This window comes from Streptomyces sp. NPDC006372 (assembly GCF_040612515.1).
In the GTDB taxonomy this organism is placed as follows: Bacteria; Actinomycetota; Actinomycetes; order Streptomycetales; family Streptomycetaceae; genus Streptomyces.
The window spans coordinates 63,116-78,944 of the sequence record NZ_JBEXQJ010000013.1; the positions used below are offsets into that span (position 1 = coordinate 63,116).

A 15,829-nucleotide genomic window follows, 5' to 3' on the forward strand; every position below is an offset into this window, starting at 1 on the left:
GCGGCCCGGTGCCGGTGCCTGTTCGACTCCCCGCCGCGAGCGTCGCACAGTATGCCGCACGGGTACTCCTTCGCGCTGGAATATGCCCGAAGCGCTTGTTGGGGTGACTGTACGTCAACCATGCTGTCCCACAAGGGATTCACGTTCCGTGATCCTCGTCCCGGCCGTTGTTCTGGCCATGCAGAAAATGGCTACGATCGTGGCCTTCGTGAGGCGCGAGCCTAAGTGTCCGCCGGTTCGGATGGTGTGAGCGGTGCAGGTGCTTCAAGTGCAGCTGGAGATCCGGCCCGACCCCGCTGAGGTGGGACGAGCCCGACGGTGGGCCCGCTCGCGCCTGGCCGGGTCGGGCATACAGGCCGACGAGCCGCTCGCCGAGACGGTGATCCTGCTGGTCTCCGAGCTCGTCACCAACGCCGTGGTGCACACCGGCCGGCCCGCCGTGCTGCTGCTGTCCCTGCCGCCGGCGGTGACGGAGGAGATCACCGTCCGTCTCGAGGTCGCCGACCGCAGCGGCCGGGCGCCCGTGCCTCGCTGCGCGGACGACGACGCGACCGGCGGCCGGGGCCTCGCCCTGGTCGACGGACTCGCCGACCGCTGGGGCTGGAGCGTCGAGGCCACCGGCAAGCGCATCTGGTGCGAACTGGACCGGTGCACGAAGTCGCGCGAGGGTGCGGCGGCGTGCGGGGGCGGTGCGGTGGCGTACGGCGGCGGGACCGCCTTCGAGGGGCTGGCGTACGAGGCGGTGTAGCGGCTCCGGAGGTCCTCGGGGCCAGGTCCGTGACTGCCGGGCGCACGGCGGTGTGCGGCCGCGAGGGCGGCGTGCGGCGGCACATGCCACGCGGGGTTGCGGCCGGGCCGGGGCACGGGTGCACGGCCGGGTGGCCGTTCTGGACATGGCGTGACGCGATGCGCCGGGACGTGCTCCCGTGCGCACCTACGGTAAATGCCGCATAAGTAACAAAACACCGAACGGGTGTTGACGCCTCGTGACCATGTGCTCACGCTTGTGTTCAGCGATTCGCCGTGAGGGGACGGCGAGGACCTCACCGGACGGAGGCCCTCGGCGAGTGTGAGTCGTGACTCGGCGTCGGCTTCCTCGGGGCCATGGGAGCCGGGGCGGGAGCGCCGGAGTCGGGTGGCGGCGCGCGCTGCCGTGCTCGGGGCGAGCAGCGCGGCGCCGCCATCCAGCTTCAGCGGGCTGGGGCGGCAGGCAGACCCGGCGGGGCCTACAGGACGGCGACCGGCGCCACCGGAGCCCCGGTCGCCCCCGTGAACGGCTCGGGCGTCGCCGCCAGCAGGAAGGCATAGCGGCCCGCTTCTCCACAGGCTGTGGACAACTCTTCGATATTCCAGTTCTGGCCCTGCGGCATCCCCATCTCCACGAGATGCAGGGCGTGCACCGGCAGCCACAGGCCTTCCACCTCGGGCGGGAACACCTCGAACGTGAGGGTGTCGTTGGCGACGGCCGCGACATCGCGCGCGTGGAACCACTCCGGGGTCCGGATCGACAGCCCCGGCGACGGGTAGGCGTACGCGTGCCGGTCCCCGGCGAGACAGACCTGGACCTGCCCGGTCCGTACGAGCACGATGTCGCCGGCCCGGACCCGCGTCCCGGCGAGCTCCTCGGCGGCGTCCAGGTCCTCGGGCGTGACGGCGTACCCGCCGTCGAGCCGGTCCGTGCCCCGGGCGCGGGCGACGTCGAGCAGCACGCCCCGCGACACGAGCCGCCGGACCCTGTCGATGCCGCTGAACTCGGCTCCGCCGTGCGGGGTGATGCTGTCCGCGGGCCGGCCGTTGTAGATCCGGCCCGAGTGGGAGACGTGCGGCAGCGCGTCCCAGTGGGTGGCCGCCTGGAGTCCCATGGTCACGGCGTCGTCGCTGCACGCCACCGTGCCCGGGCCGAAGAGCTCCTGGTTGATCTGCACCATGACGTGCAGCGGATCGATCCGTCCCGGGATCATCCCCGTCTGCACGCCGTCGCGCCGGAGGGGGAGCGCCAGCGGGATCCGTCGCCCGGTGCGGACCGTCGCCGCGGCTTCCCGTACGACCTCGTCGGTGATCAGGTTGAGCGTCCCGAGTTCGTCGTCGGATCCCCAACGGCCCCAGTTGTTCACACGCTTGGCGATGTCGTGGAACGCGTCCGGCAGCGACATGAGTCCTCCCCGGGGCTTGTCTTCCGGTATCTGACGGGTCGTAGAATTCGGACGTCTGCGAAATCTAACGGTCCGTCAGAAACCGTGGGACGGGAAGGGGCCGGGCGTGGGGAACTTCTTGGCGGGCAAGGTCGTCGCCGTCACCGGCGCGGGGCGGGGCATCGGCCGGGCGGTCGCGCTCGCGGCGGCGGCCGAGGGGGCGAAGGTCGTCGTCAACGACTACGGCGTGGCGGTCGACGGTGCCTCGCCGACGAGTGAGGTCGCCGAGGCGGTGGTCAAGGAGATCGAGGCGGCCGGTGGACACGCGGTGGCGGTCGCCGACGACATCTCCACCATGGCGGGCGGGCAGCGGGTCGTCGACGTGGCGCTGTCGTCGTACGGGCGGCTCGACGGGGTGGTCTGCGTGGCCGGGATCCTGCGCGAGCGGATGCTGTTCAACATGACCGAGGAAGAATGGGACCCGGTCGTCGCGACCCATCTGAAAGGCACGTTCACGGTGTTCCGGGCGGCGTCGGCGGTGATGCGGAAGCAGCGCGCGGGGACGCTGATCGGGTTCACCAGCGGCAACCACCAGGGGTCGGTCTCGCAGGCCAACTACAGCGCCGCGAAGGGCGGGATCATCTCGCTGGTGCGGAGCGCGGCGCTGGGGCTGCACAAGTACGGGGTGACCGCGAACGCGGTGGCGCCGGTCGCCCGGACCCGGATGTCGGCGGGGGTGCCGATGGAGCTGGCGGAGATCGGGGAGCCGGAGGACGTCGCCGCGCTGGTGGTGTACCTGCTGTCGGGGGAGGCCGCCCGGCAGGGGATCACCGGGCAGGTGTACACGGTCGCCGGGGCGAAGATCGCGGTGTGGGCGCAGCCGAGGGAGGTGCGTGCCGCGTATGCCTCCGGGGGGTGGACCGTGGAACGGATCGCGGAGTTTCTGCCCGGGTCGGTGGGGGTGGAGCCGATGCCGATGCTGGAGCGGGTCGGGGAGATGGAGAGGGCGGCGGGGGAGGGGCGCAGGCCCAACGCCCAGTAGCTCGGGGGTGCGTGTCGGTCGGCGGGTGCGGGTTGTGTGTGGTTGTTCGCGCAGTTCCCCGCGCCCCTTGAGGGCGTCACCCACCGCACATCGACATCGAGGCGGCGATCGTGGAATTCGGGTTCACGCGTGAAGACGAGGACTTTCGGGCCGAGGCTCGTGAATGGCTCGCGACGCACACCACTGGTACGACCGATCGGCGTGCTTGGGAGCGCACCCTGGGCGCCGCCGGGTGGATAGGGCTCGGTTGGCCCGCCGCCGGGTACGGCAATCGGACCGGCACCCTCACCCAGCAGGTCGTCTGGGCCGAGGAGTACGCGCGGTCGGAGGCGCCCGCGCGGTCCGGGCACATCGGGGAGAACCTCCTCGCCCCCACCCTCATGGCGCACGGCACCGACGAGCAGAAGTCCCGCTTCCTCCCCCCGATCGCCACCGGCGAGGAACTCTGGTGTCAGGGCTACAGCGAACCCGGCGCGGGCTCGGACCTGGCCGGTGTCCGTACCGCGGCCGTGCGCGAACCGGACGGCCGTACCTTTCGCGTCACCGGTCAGAAGATCTGGACGTCACTCGCCCACGAGGCCGACTGGTGCTTCGTCCTGGCCCGCACCGAACCCGGGTCGAAGCGGCACCACGGACTGAGCTTCCTCCTCGTCCCCATGGACCAACCCGGCCGGATCGAGGTGCGCCCCATCCGGCAGATGACGGGCACCAGCGACTTCAACGAGGTCTTCTTCGACGGCGCGCACGCGGAGCACGTCGTGGGCGGCGAGGGCGACGGCTGGCGCGTCGCCATGAGCCTCCTCGGCTTCGAACGGGGCGTGTCCACACTGGCCCAGCAGATCGGGTTCGCCGAGGAACTGCGCGGCGTCGTGCGCACGGCCGTGGCGACGGGAGCCGCGCGGGACCCCGTCGTACGGGACCGGCTCGTGCGGCAGTGGGCCGAACTGCGCACGATGCGCTGGCACGCCCTGCGGACGCTGGGGGGTTCCGGCGGCCCGGGCGCGCCCAGTGTCGCCAAGCTGCTGTGGGCCGGCTGGCATCAGCGGCTCGGGGAGCTGGCGGTGCTGGTGCGGGGCGCGGCCGCGAGCGCGGGTCCGGCCGACTGGTCGGTCGCGTCGCCGTACGAACTGGACGCGGCGCAGCACCTGTTCCTCTTCTCCAGGGCCGACACGATCTACGGCGGCTCGGACCAGATCCAGCGCACGATCATCGCCGAGCGCGTGCTCGGCCTGCCCAGGGAACCCAAGGGAGCCGTGTGATGCGAGGCGTGATCTTCGACGGGAAGCGGGTCCGGGTCGTCACGGATCTCCAGGTGCGGGAGCCGGGGCCGGGCGAGGTGCGGGTCGCGATCTCGGCGGCGGGGCTGTGCCACAGCGATCTGTCGGTGGTGGACGGGACCATACCCTTCCCCGTTCCCGTGGTGCTGGGCCATGAGGGGGCGGGCGTCGTGGAGGCGGTGGGGGAGGGCGTCACCCATGTGGTGCCCGGCGACCATGTCGCGCTGTCCACCCTCGCCAACTGCGGCGCGTGCGCGGAGTGCGACCGGGGCCGGCCCACGATGTGCCGGCAGGCGATCGGGCGCCCGGGCCGGCCGTTCAGCCTCGATGGGGCGCCCGTCCACCAGTTCGCCGCCAACTCCGCCTTCGCCGAGCGCACGGTCGTGAAGGCCGTACAGGCGGTGCGGATCCCCAAGGACGTGCCGCTGCCGTCGGCCGCGCTCATCGGCTGCGGGGTCCTGACGGGAGTCGGCGCCGTGCTGAACCGGGCGCGGGTGGACCGGGGCGACAGCGTCCTGGTGATCGGGACGGGCGGCATCGGGCTGAACGTGCTCCAGGGGGCGCGGCTCGCGGGTGCCCTGCGGATCGTGGCCGTCGACGCCAACCCGGCGAAGGAGGAGGTGGCACGGCGGTTCGGGGCGACCCACTTCCTCACCTCGGCCGAGGGCGTGCGGGACATTCTCCCCACCGGCGCGGACCACGCCTTCGAGTGCGTCGGCCGGGTGGAGCTGATCCGCCAGGCGATCGACGCACTGGACCGGCACGGGCAGGCGATCCTCCTCGGCGTGCCCCCGGCCACCGCCGAGGCGTCCTTCCGCGTCTCGTCGATGTACCTGGACAAGTCCATCCTGGGCTGCCGCTACGGCTCCTCCCGGCCCCAGCACGACATCGCCCTGTACGCCGGCCTGTACCGCGCAGGCCGCCTGCTCCTCGACGAACTGGTCACCAGGACCTACCCCGTCGAGGACTTCGAGAAGGCGGCCCAGGACGCGGAGGCGGGGCGGGTGGCGCGGGCGGTTCTCACGTTCTGAGGGTCCGCGCGACCGTCGTCTCCCCACCGGCCCGGAACGTCCGCCGGTACGCGGTCGGCGTGACGCCCAGCGCCGCCTGCAGGTGCTGGCGCATCGACTGGGCCGTGCCGAAACCGGCGTCGTGGGCCACCCGGTCGACGGAGCGGTCGGTGGACTCCAGCAGGTGCCGGGCCCGTTCCACGCGCTGCTGGGTGAGCCACTGGCCGGGGCTGACGCCGGTCTCCTCTCGGAAGCGGCGGGTGAAGGTGCGGACCGACATGGCCTCCTGGGCGGCCATGTCACGCAGCTGGATCGGCTCGTGGAGGCGGCCCAGGGCCCAGGCGCGGGCGGCGGTGGTGGACGCCTGCTGCGGATCGGGCACCGGCCGTGCGATGTACTGCGCCTGCCCGCCGTCGCGGTGCGGCGGTACGACCGTACGGCGGGCCACGTCGTTGGCGACGGCGGCGCCGTGGTCGCGGCGCACCATGTGCAGGCACAGGTCGATGCCGGCCGCGACACCGGCGGAGGTCAGTACGTCGCCGTCGTCGATGAACAGCACGTCCGGGTCGATGTGGACCTGCGGGAAGAGCCGCTGGAGGCGCTCGGCGTCGGACCAGTGCGTGGTGGCGGGCCGGCCGTCGAGGAAGCCGGCGGCGGCGAGGACGTACACGCCGGTGCAGATGGAGGCGAGCCGGGTGCCCGGACGGAGGTGGGCGAGGGCGGCGGCCAGTTCGTCCGTCAGCACGCCCTCCTCGTAGACCGGGCCGAGCTCGTACGACGCCGGGACGATCAGCGTGTCGGCGGTGCCGAGGGCCTCCGGGCCGTGTGCGACGTGGAGGGCGAAGTCGGCGTCCGTCTCCACCGGGCCCGGCGGGCGGACGGAGCAGGTCACGACCTCGTACAGATGCCGTCCCCGGGCGTCCTTCGGGCGGCCGAAGATGCGGTGCGGGATGCCCAGTTCGAAGGGGAGCAGCCCGTCCAGGGCGAGGACCACGACGCGGTGGGGGCGGAAGCCGCCGGGGGGTGGGACATCTGCTGCCATGGCCCGATCCTAACGAATGCTGTCCTCCGGGCCACTCGATGCGGACGGCCGGTGGCCCGAAGCTCTATGGCGTGACCCAGACAAGCGAAGCCCCAGCAGTCGTACGGCAGCCGCCGAAGCCGGGCCGCGGACGCGTGCACCGGGCCTGGTTCGTCGCCGCCGTCACCTTCGTGACGATCATCGGAGCCGCGGCCTTCCGGTCCGTGCCCGGCCTGCTCATCGACCCCCTCCACGACGAGTTCGGCTGGTCGCGCGGCACGATCGGCGCCGCCGTCTCCCTCAACCTCGCCCTTTACGGTCTGACGGCCCCGTTCGCCGCCGCCCTGATGGACCGCTTCGGCATCCGGCGGGTCGTCGCGGTCGCGCTGACGGTGATCGCGCTCGGCTCCGGCCTGACGGTGTGGATGACGGCGGCCTGGCAGCTGATGCTGTGCTGGGGCCTGCTGGTCGGCCTGGGCTCCGGCTCCATGGCGCTGGCCTTCGCGGCGACCGTCACCAACCGCTGGTTCACCGAGCGGCGCGGCCTGGTCAGCGGGATCCTCACCGCCGCGTCGGCCTCCGGCCAGCTGATCTTCCTGCCGTTGCTGTCCTGGATCGTCGAGCGGTACGAGTGGCGCCCGGCTGCGGTGACGGTCGCCCTCGCCGCCCTCGCGGTCGTCCCCTTCGTCTGGCTCCTGCTGCACGACCACCCGGCCGACATCGGCCAGAAGCCTTACGGGGCAGAGGAGTTCGTGCCCAAGCCCGAGCCCGTGCGCGGCGCCGCCCGCAGGGCCGTGTCCGTCCTGCTCTCGGCCGCCCGCACCGGCCCGTTCTGGCTGCTCGCCGGCACCTTCGCGATCTGCGGCGCGTCCACCAACGGCCTGATCCAGACCCACTTCGTGCCCGCCGCCCACGACCACGGCATGCCCATCACGGCCGCCGCGTCCCTGCTCGCGGTGATCGGCGTCTTCGACGTCGCCGGCACGATCGCCTCCGGCTGGTTCACGGACCGCTTCGACGCCCGCCGGCTGCTCGCGGTGTACTACTCCCTGCGGGGCGTGTCGTTGATGTTCCTCCCGCTGCTGCTCGTGACGCCCAGCGTCCAGCCCCCGATGATCTTCTTCATCGTCTTCTACGGCCTCGACTGGGTCGCCACCGTCCCGCCCACCCTCGCCCTGTGCCGCGAACAGTACGGCGAGGACAGCGCGATCGTCTTCGGCTGGGTCCTCGCCTCCCACCAGGTCGGCGCGGCCCTGGTCGCCTTCCTCGGCGGCGTCGCCCGCGACACGTTCGGCTCCTACGATGTCGTCTGGTACGCGTCGGGGGCGCTGTGCGCGGCGGCGGCCTTGATGGCGCTGGTGATCCGGCGCCGGGACGGCCAGGCCGTGGCGGCGACGGCCTGAGCTCGGACATGGGTGGGCAACTGGAGCGGTCGGGACGGCACGGGCCGTGGCTGCCAGGGCCTTTGCCCCTCGAGCGCGCCCGACGGCTCCACTCGCCCTACGGAGCGTCCGGAGCAGCAGCCTCCAGGTCGGCGACGCTGCCCGACATGATCGTGCGTACGTGGTCGGTGATGTGCTGCGCGGGCCAGTCCCACCAGGCCACCGCCAGGAGCCGGGCGATGTCCCGGTCGTCGTAGCGGGTGCGGATGAGGCGGGCGGGGTTGCCGCCGACGATGCCGTAGTCGGGGACGTCGGTGGTGACCACGGCGCCGGTGGCGATGATCGCGCCGTGACCGATCCGTACGCCGGGCATCACCGTGGTGCAGTGGCCGAACCAGACGTCGTTGCCGACGACGGTGTCCCCGCGGCCGGGCAGGCCGGTGAGCAGGTCGAAGTGTTCCGCCCAGGAGCCGCCCATGGTGGGGAAGGGGAAGGTCGAGGGGCCGTCCATCCGGTGGTTGGCGCCGTTCATGATGAACCGCACGCCGGTGCCCAGCGCGCAGAACCTGCCGATGATCAGCTTCTCCGGCCCGTAGTGGTACAGCACGTTGCGGGTCTCGAACGCCGTCGGGTCGTCCGGGTCGTCGTAGTACGAGTACTCCCCGACCTCGATCAGCGGGGACTTGACGAGGGGCTTGAGCAGGACCACTCGGGGCTGCTCGGGCATCGGATGCAGGACCGTCGGGTCGGCGGGCACGGGCATGAGAGCGCTTCCTCATCTGTCTCGGGTCGGTGACCGGCCTATTCTGGAGCCGGCAACTTCCCTGCTTCGAAAGGTCGGTAGATGACACTCGGCATGGTCCTCGGTGACGGGGTCGTCGTGACGTCGCTTCTTCGTTCACGCTCGACCTTCCGAGGAGTCTGCCGTGTCCACGATCCACTGGATCGAGGTTCGACCCCGTTCCGCCCGTTGGCATTCTGAGTCCGGGCTGCCCCTGCCCCGTCGGGTCGTCGTCGCCGACGACCGCATGCGGGCCGCCGACGCCTACCGCCTGGCCTGTGAAGGCACCGCGCTGCTGTGGCGCGGCGATTTCCACAACGCGCGTCAGCTGCTGCGCGCGATGGACCGCCGTGTCGGCCGCACCGCGCCCGCAGCGGCGGACCGTCCCGCCGAGACCTTTCATCTGCAACGCCGCTTCCGCGCCCATCGTGCGCGCGTGCTCGGCAAGTTGCTCGTCCTGCTGGAGGAGGACCACCGGCTGGTACTGCGCCGGGCGCCCGATGTGCGCCGGGCGTGCACCGAGGCCTACGGGGCGCCCGAAGGGCCCGTGGCCGTCGCCCTCACCGAGCTGCTGGGCGTGCTCGGTGCCCGGCAGTGGCGGGAGCGGGGCGTGTACGTCCCGGCATTGGGGGCGCGGATCCATCCGCACTACGGGGTGTTCGCGCCGACCAGGAGCGAGTACGTCGACCTGGTTGCGCGGGCGCCGCTGCCCGCCACCGGCCTGCCTACCGCGTTCGACCTGGGCACGGGCACCGGTGTGCTCGCCGCCGTACTGGCCCGGCGGGGTGTCGGGCGGGTCGTGGCCACGGACGTGAGTGCGCGGGCCCGGGCCTGTGCGCGGGAGAACGTACGGCGGTTGGGGCTTGCCGGGTCCGTGCACGTCACCGGGCCCGCCCTGTACCCGGAGGGGCGTGCCGGTCTCGTCGTCTGCAACCCGCCCTGGCTGCCGGCCCGCCCCGCCTCCGACCTCGACCTCGGCGTCTACGACACGGGCGGCGGCATGCTCCACGAGTTCCTGAGCGGGCTCGCCGCGCGACTGGAACCCGGTGGTGAGGGCTGGCTCGTCCTGTCCGACCTGGCCGAGCGGCTCGGGTTGCGGAGCCGGGAGGAGTTGCTGACCGCGGTGGACGGGGCCGGGCTGCGGGTGGCCGGGCGGGTGGACACGCGTCCGTGTCATGCGCGTGTGCGGGACACGGACGATCCGCTGCACGCCGTACGGGCCTGCGAGGTCACGTCACTGTGGCGGCTGGCGGCCGGCTGAGCCGGCCCGCGTCGGATCAGGAGGCCGGTGAGGTCCGGCTGAAGAGGCGGCCGGCGAGGTCGATCCCCGTGATCGTGCCGTCGGCGTCCCGGGAGAAGTAGCCGCGCTGCCCCTCCAGGCCGCCCTCGGTGACGATGTACTCGTCGCCGTCGTCGGGGAGGAAACCGATGGCGGCGGCCGGGTAGTCCGGGGGCATCTGCTCGGTCGAGGCTGCGCGGATCTCCGGCTTGATGCCGACCGCCAGGGTGAGACGGGTGCCGTCGGTGGCCACGTCGAGATTCATGGCGTCGATCTCGTAGCGGCCGGCGACCTGCCGGGCCCGGGCCGCGTCGTACGGGACCGGCTCCGGCTTCTTCTCGACGACGCCGAGGCAGTGTTCGAGGGCCCAGCGGACGACGGACTGGTTGAAGGGGTAGCCGTCGGGGCCGACGTTGGCCAGGGAGACCACCGCGAAGTCGCGCTCGGGCACGATGAGCAGCTCGGCGAACTGGCCGTTGCCCGAGCCGCCGTGGCCGATCCCGTGCAGGCCGTCCAGATCGTGCAGGAACCAGCAGATGCCGAAGCCGTCGCCGAGCGTGCTGGCGCGCAGCGCGACCGTCTGCTCCCGCATGCGGTGGAGCTCGGTGGCGGGCAGGACGCCCTCCCCGTCGCCGAGTTGGAAGCGCGCCCAGCGCAGCAGGTCGCTCACCGTGGAGGCGAGACCGCCGCCGGGGTTGTCACGCCGCCCGCCCTCCCGGAACGCTCCCCAGGGCCGGGCGGCGCGCAGTTCGCCGTCGTCGCCGCGGTTGTAGCCCACGGCGAACTTGCGGACCATCACCTCCGCCAGCCCGTACACGGTGTCCGGCAGGCCCACCGGTTCGAACAGGAGCGCGGACATGGCCTGCTCGAACGGCAGGCCCGTGACGTTCTCGACGATCCGCCCGGCCAGGTTGTAGCCGGCCTGGCTGTACGAGGCGCGAGTTCCGGGCGGTGCGATCAGCGGCAGTCGGGGCAACTCGGCCATGAGCCCGGCCAGGGAGCGGTCGCCCTCGCCGTCGTCGATCAGATTCCAGTCCAGGCCCGCGGTGTGGTTGAGCAGGTTCAGGACGGTGATTCGCGCCGCGGCCCGCTCGTCGGCGAGCTTCAGCTCGGGCACGTAACGCCGCACCGGCGCGTCCAGGTCCACCTTCCCCTCGGCCACCAGGCACATCAGGGCGGTCGCCGTGAAGGTCTTGGAGACCGACGCCAGCGGGAACAGCGTCTTCTCGTCGACCGGCGTCGGGTCGGCGAGGCTGGTCACGCCGTGTGAGGCGTAGATCTCCTGGCCGTCCAGGAGGACCCCGACGGAGACTCCCGGAACGCCGAACTCCGCGGCCTGCGCGGCGACGTACTCCGACAGCTCGTCCTGCAGCTTGTCCTGCGGCATTGCTCCCCCTCCGGGCACTTGAACTAAGTACGAGAAGGAGCGTAGGCCGCTGCTTGAACAAAGTGCAAGTCCCGGCATGAACTTAGTGCAAGTAAGGTGACGGCCATGCCGCGAGACACACTCACCGCAGACCGGATCATCCGTGCGGCCATCGAGCTGCTCGACGAGGAGGGGCTGGACGGCCTCAACATGCGGAGCCTGGCGAAACGGCTCGGGTCCGCCGCCACGGCCGTCTACTGGCACATCAAGACCAAGGACGAGCTGGTCCGGCTCGCCGGCGACGCGATCTGGCAGGAGGTCGAGCCGCCCGACCTCGACACCACCGACTGGCGCACGGCCGCCACCGCCCACGCCTGCGGCATGCACGCGATGCTCACCCGGCACCCCTGGCTCGTCCAGGCGTTCGGCAGCCACCTCCTGCACGGACCCGGCCAGGCCCGGCACAACGACCTCAGCCTCGCCATCTACGAGAAGGCGGGCTTCGCCGCCGGCGACGCGGACCGGGCGGCCGCCACCGTGGTCACCTTCGTGCTCGGCAGCGCGCTCGGGCCCGCCGCCGAGGTCTCGCTGAACCGTCGCCTGAGCAAGGGCGGCGCGGACGCCGAGCAGCTGATGGCCGACGCCGTGGCGCGCGCCACCGAGACCGCCACGCAGTTCCCGCGGCTGCGCGAACGTCTCGGCACCACGGCCGCCGAGGAGTACGCCGCGGCGCCCGACAGCACCTTCGAGTTCGGCCTCCGGTCGGTCCTCGACGGTTTCGAGGCCCGCCTCGCCGCCGACAGCGCCGCCCGGCGTGCGTGAACCGTCAGTCCGTCAGGTGCGTGAAGCGGCCCCGGTGGAAGAGCAGCGGGCCGTCCGGGTCGGCGCCGGCGTCCGCCCCGAGGGCGTTCACCCGCCCGACCACGATGAGGTGGTCGCCGCCGGTGTGGACGGCGTGGATCGCGCAGTCGATCCAGGCGACGGCTCCCGACAGGCGTGGTGAGCCGGACACCGGCGCCGCGTCGTACGCCACACCCGCGAACTTGTCCGCGCCGCTGACCGCGAAGGCGCGGCAGAGCCCGGCCTGGCGGGACCCCAGGACGTTCACGCAGAACACGCCCGCGCGAGCGATGCGCGGCCAGGTCGTCGACGTACGGCCGACCATGAAGGCGACCAGGGGCGGGTCCAGGGACAGGGACGTGAAGGACTGGCAGGCGAAGCCGGCCGGGGAGTCGGCGGCGGTGGCGGGGGGTGCCGTGATGACGGCCACGCCCGTCGCGAAGGTGCCGAGGACCCGGCGGAACTCGCGCGGGTCCGCGGGGGCGCGTTCGTCCTCGGCGACGCACCGCAACTCGGGCCGCGGCAGCGCCTCGACGGATCCCGGCGGGCGGACCGACCTGAGGTAGCGGACGGCGGCCTCCGCCATCCCCGCTTGTCCCATCACATCATTCATTGAAACTGACGGATCGTCAGATGGGAAGGGTCAGCGGCCCCGGAACTGAGCGCCCCGTCGCTCCACGAAGCTCCGCACGCCCTCCCGCGCGTCCGCCGTCGTCATGTTGATCTCCTGTGCCGCCGCCTCGGCAGCGAAGGCGGTGGCGCGGTCGGTGTCCAGGGAGGCGTTGACGAGCTGCTTGGTCAGGGCGAGGGCGCGGGTCGGGCCGGTGGCCAGGCGAGTGGCCCATTCCGTGGCCGTCTTCTCCAGTTCCGCGTCCGGCACGACCCGGTTGACCAGCCCGAGCCGTTCGGCGTCCGCCGCGGTGAGCGCGTCGCCGAAGAACATCAGCTCCTTCGCGCGCTGTGGGCCGATGAGGCGGGGGAGCAGGTAGGCGCCGCCGCCGTCGGGGACCAGACCGCGCCGTACGAACACCTCGATGAACCGTGCCGACCGCGCGGCCAGGACGAGGTCGCAGGCGAACGCGAGATGCGCGCCCAGCCCGGCGGCCGTGCCGTTCACCGCCGCCAGCACCGGCTTCTCGCAGTCGAGCACGGCGGAGATCAGCCGCTGGGCGCCGGTGCGCAGGGTGCGTGCGACATCCCCGGGGGCGCGTTCGCCGGTCGTGCCAGTGCCCCGGAGATCCGCTCCGGCGCAGAAGCCGCGGCCCGTGCCCGTGATCACGACGGCTCGGACGGCGGCCGTCCCGGAGGCCTCCGACAGCAGGCGGATGATCTCCTCCCGGCCGCCGGGCGTGAGGGCGTTGAGGGTCTCGGGCCGGTTGAGGGTGATCGACAGGACGTCGTCGCCGGTGGTGTGCAGGACGGCGGGTTCCTCCGTCATCGGCTGCACACCGCCAGCGCGTCCAGTGCCACCGCGCCCTGCCCCCGGGGCAGCACCATCAACGGGTTGATGTCCAACTCGGCGATCTGGTCCCCGAGTTCCAGGGCCATGCGCTGCACGCGCAGGACGACCTCGACCAGGGCGTCCAGGTCGGCGGGCGGGCGGCCCCGGACCCCGTCGAGCAGGGCCCGCCCGCGCAGCCCGGCGAGCATGTCCCGGGCCTGCTCCTCCCCGAAGGGCGGCACTCCTACGGCGGTGTCGCGCAGGACCTCGACGAGCACGCCGCCGAGGCCGACCGTCACGGTCGGGCCGAACAGGTCGTCGTGGGTGACGCCGACGACCATCTCGACACCCTGCTCGACCATCTGGCACACCAGGACGCCGTCCAGGGAGACGTCCTCGTAGCGGGCGATGTCGGTCAGCTCCCGGTAGGCGTCGCGGACCTGGCTCGCCGAGGTCAGGCCGATCTTCACCAGGCCCAGTTCGGTCTTGTGGGCGATGCGGGCGCCCGAGGCCTTCATCACCACCGGGTACCCCACCAGCCCCGCCGCCCGTACGGCGGCAGCCGCGCTGGTGACCAACTGCTCGCGCGGCACCCGGATGCCGTACGCCCGCAGCAGTTGCTTCGCCGCGTGCTCGCTCAGCTGCTCCCCGGGCCGCATGAGGGCCTGTGCCTTGCGGTAGGAGGGCGAGGCAGTGCGCGGGGCCTCGTCGAAGGGGGAGCGGTAGGCGGTCGTGAAGCGGTGGTGGGCGAGGTGGGCGCGGACGGCGGTGAGGCAGTTGCCGACCGTGCGGAAGGTGGCCACGCGGGAGGAACCGAGCAGGACCTCGCGGTAGGCCGGCTCGGTGCCGACCGGCGAGCCCCACACCACGCACACCAGCTTGTCCGTCTGCTCCGCCGCGTCCACCAGGTCCCGTACGAGCCGGTCGCTGAGCGGCGGGAACGGCCCGGTGATCGGGCAGATCAGCACGCCCACCTCCGGGTCGTCGAGGATCGCGTCGATGATCTTCCGGCCGCGTTCGTCGCCGACCGGGTGCCCGCCGTTGTCGACCGGGTTGGCGACGCTCAGGTACTCGGGTATCCACCGGTGCAGCTCGGCCTGCCTGGCCTCGGACAGGACCGGCAGGCGCAGGCCCGCCTCGGTCGCCAGGTCGGCGACGTGCGCGCCCGTGCCGCCCGAGATGGAGTAGACGACGACCCCGTCCGCGCGGGGCGGGCGGGCCCGGGCCAGGAGGGCGGCCGTGTCCTGGAGTTCGTCGAGTCCGTCGACGCGGATCACGCCGAACTGGCGCAGTGCCGCGTCCACCACCGCGTCCGCGCCGGTCAGTTTGCCGGTGTGGGAGGCCGCCGTGCGGGCGCCGGTCTCGGTGCGGCCCACCTTGACGGCGACGACCGGCACGCCGCGCCGGGCGGCCCGGTCGGCGGCGAGCAGGAAGGAGCGGCCGTCCTTCAGCCCTTCGAGGTAGCAGGCGATGGCACCGACCTCGGGCCGCTCGGCGAAGTAGGAGAGGAAGTCGGCGGTCTCCAGGTCGGCCTCGTTGCCGGTGGGCGCCCAGTGGGAGAGGCGGATGCCGAGTTCCTGGAGGGCGAAGACGGGGCGGCCCTGGTGGCCGGACTGGGTGATCAGCGCGATCGCCGGCCCCTCCAGGTCGTCGCGGAACCGCTCGAAGGCGTTGAGGTTGGTGTTGGGGCCCAGCAGCCGCAGCCCGGACCGTGTGACGACCTCGGCCAGCCGTCGCTGCGCGGCCGCGCCCGCCTCGCCGGTCTCCGCGAAGCCCGAGGCGAAGACGACCGCGAACCGGGCCTTGGCCTCGGCGAGTTCCTCGACTACGGGGAGCGGGTCGCCGACCAGGACCACGGCCAGGTCGACCTGCTCGGGCAGGTCGGCGACGGACGGGGAGCAGGGGATGCCGAAGACGGACGGCCGGCTCGGGTGCACGGGGTACAGCCGGGCCCCGACCCGCCCGGCCCAGTCGGCCAGTTGCCGCGTGATGCCCGTGTTGGGGCGGCCCTCGCTGTCCGAGGCGCCGATGACGGCGACGGAGCGGGGGCGGAAGAAGCGGTCCAGGTCGGGTACATGGGCGTGCAGCGGACGCCCGCTGACATCGAGGTCGCCCACCTGGGCCGGCCTGCCGTGCACGGCGGGCCCGGACCGTTCGCCACAGGCGAGGGCCCGGGCCCGGCGGGAGTCGGTGGTGAGGGTGCCGTGGGTCGATCCAAGCATCGTTCCGCCCGCTCCTGTGAGACAGCCGCTAACTGA

14 protein-coding genes are annotated in these 15,829 nt (G+C 72.6%); 7 read left to right on the forward strand and 7 right to left on the reverse strand.

The window, feature by feature from the left end:
- Nucleotides 1-268: 268 nt before the first annotated feature.
- A complete protein-coding gene (locus ABZ016_RS20665) occupies nt 269-748 on the forward strand; it encodes an ATP-binding protein (protein WP_356918199.1) in 480 nt (159 codons plus the stop codon).
- 478 nt (nt 749-1,226) lie between these two features.
- Here the strand turns inward: ABZ016_RS20665 and ABZ016_RS20670 are convergent, their stop codons facing one another.
- Nucleotides 1,227-2,153: a cyclase family protein gene (locus tag ABZ016_RS20670; RefSeq protein WP_356918086.1), complete on the reverse strand. Its 927-nt coding sequence runs from the start codon at nt 2,151-2,153 to the stop codon at nt 1,227-1,229.
- 106 nt (nt 2,154-2,259) lie between these two features.
- Between ABZ016_RS20670 and ABZ016_RS20675 the strand changes: the two genes are divergently transcribed.
- From ABZ016_RS20675 to ABZ016_RS20685, 3 genes are all read left to right on the forward strand, one after another.
- Complete coding sequence (locus tag ABZ016_RS20675) at nt 2,260-3,174, forward strand: SDR family NAD(P)-dependent oxidoreductase (RefSeq protein WP_356918087.1); 915 nt, start codon at nt 2,260-2,262, stop codon at nt 3,172-3,174.
- A gap of 110 nt (nt 3,175-3,284) precedes the next feature.
- On the forward strand, nt 3,285-4,433 hold the full coding sequence (locus tag ABZ016_RS20680) for an acyl-CoA dehydrogenase family protein (protein ID WP_356918088.1): 1,149 nt from the start codon (nt 3,285-3,287) through the stop codon (nt 4,431-4,433).
- Nucleotides 4,433-5,482 carry a Zn-dependent alcohol dehydrogenase gene (locus ABZ016_RS20685; RefSeq protein ID WP_356918089.1) on the forward strand — a complete coding sequence of 350 codons (1,050 nt, stop codon included), beginning with the start codon at nt 4,433-4,435 and terminating at the stop codon, nt 5,480-5,482. The genes ABZ016_RS20680 and ABZ016_RS20685 overlap by 1 nt, the downstream gene beginning before the upstream one ends.
- On the opposite strand, the gene ABZ016_RS20690 is transcribed toward ABZ016_RS20685, so the two are convergent.
- Nucleotides 5,472-6,503 (reverse strand): helix-turn-helix domain-containing protein, encoded by a 1,032-nt coding sequence (locus tag ABZ016_RS20690; RefSeq protein WP_356918090.1) that lies wholly within the window; start codon nt 6,501-6,503, stop codon nt 5,472-5,474. The two genes, ABZ016_RS20685 and ABZ016_RS20690, sit on opposite strands and share 11 nt — an antisense overlap.
- Before the next feature lie 71 nt (nt 6,504-6,574).
- On the opposite strand from ABZ016_RS20690, the gene ABZ016_RS20695 reads away from it, so the two are divergent.
- Nucleotides 6,575-7,885 (forward strand): MFS transporter, encoded by a 1,311-nt coding sequence (locus tag ABZ016_RS20695; RefSeq protein WP_356918091.1) that lies wholly within the window; start codon nt 6,575-6,577, stop codon nt 7,883-7,885.
- A gap of 97 nt (nt 7,886-7,982) precedes the next feature.
- On the opposite strand, the gene ABZ016_RS20700 is transcribed toward ABZ016_RS20695, so the two are convergent.
- Nucleotides 7,983-8,627 (reverse strand): CatB-related O-acetyltransferase, encoded by a 645-nt coding sequence (locus ABZ016_RS20700; RefSeq protein ID WP_356918092.1) that lies wholly within the window; start codon nt 8,625-8,627, stop codon nt 7,983-7,985.
- Nucleotides 8,628-8,790: 163 nt separating this feature from the next.
- Here ABZ016_RS20700 and ABZ016_RS20705 point away from each other — a divergent pair, with 163 nt between their 5' ends.
- The gene (locus ABZ016_RS20705; RefSeq protein WP_356918093.1) at nt 8,791-9,906 is read left to right on the forward strand and encodes a class I SAM-dependent methyltransferase; all 1,116 of its coding nucleotides are present in this window, start codon (nt 8,791-8,793) and stop codon (nt 9,904-9,906) included.
- 16 nt (nt 9,907-9,922) lie between these two features.
- Here ABZ016_RS20705 and ABZ016_RS20710 read toward each other — a convergent pair whose 3' ends face one another.
- Nucleotides 9,923-11,311 (reverse strand): serine hydrolase domain-containing protein, encoded by a 1,389-nt coding sequence (locus tag ABZ016_RS20710; RefSeq protein ID WP_356918094.1) that lies wholly within the window; start codon nt 11,309-11,311, stop codon nt 9,923-9,925.
- Between the two features lie 105 nt (nt 11,312-11,416).
- On the opposite strand from ABZ016_RS20710, the gene ABZ016_RS20715 reads away from it, so the two are divergent.
- Nucleotides 11,417-12,112: a TetR/AcrR family transcriptional regulator gene (locus ABZ016_RS20715; RefSeq protein WP_356918095.1), complete on the forward strand. Its 696-nt coding sequence runs from the start codon at nt 11,417-11,419 to the stop codon at nt 12,110-12,112.
- 4 nt (nt 12,113-12,116) lie between these two features.
- On the opposite strand, the gene ABZ016_RS20720 is transcribed toward ABZ016_RS20715, so the two are convergent.
- Genes ABZ016_RS20720 through ABZ016_RS20730 form a run of 3 tightly spaced genes read right to left on the reverse strand, consistent with a single transcriptional unit; the run spans nt 12,117 to nt 15,793 of the window.
- Nucleotides 12,117-12,731 carry a flavin reductase family protein gene (locus ABZ016_RS20720; protein WP_356918096.1) on the reverse strand — a complete coding sequence of 205 codons (615 nt, stop codon included), beginning with the start codon at nt 12,729-12,731 and terminating at the stop codon, nt 12,117-12,119.
- Between the two features lie 42 nt (nt 12,732-12,773).
- On the reverse strand, nt 12,774-13,568 hold the full coding sequence (locus tag ABZ016_RS20725) for an enoyl-CoA hydratase-related protein (protein ID WP_356918097.1): 795 nt from the start codon (nt 13,566-13,568) through the stop codon (nt 12,774-12,776).
- On the reverse strand, nt 13,565-15,793 hold the full coding sequence (locus tag ABZ016_RS20730; protein WP_356918098.1) for an acetate--CoA ligase family protein: 2,229 nt from the start codon (nt 15,791-15,793) through the stop codon (nt 13,565-13,567). The genes ABZ016_RS20725 and ABZ016_RS20730 overlap by 4 nt, the downstream gene beginning before the upstream one ends.
- Between the last annotated feature and the right edge of the window lie 36 nt (nt 15,794-15,829).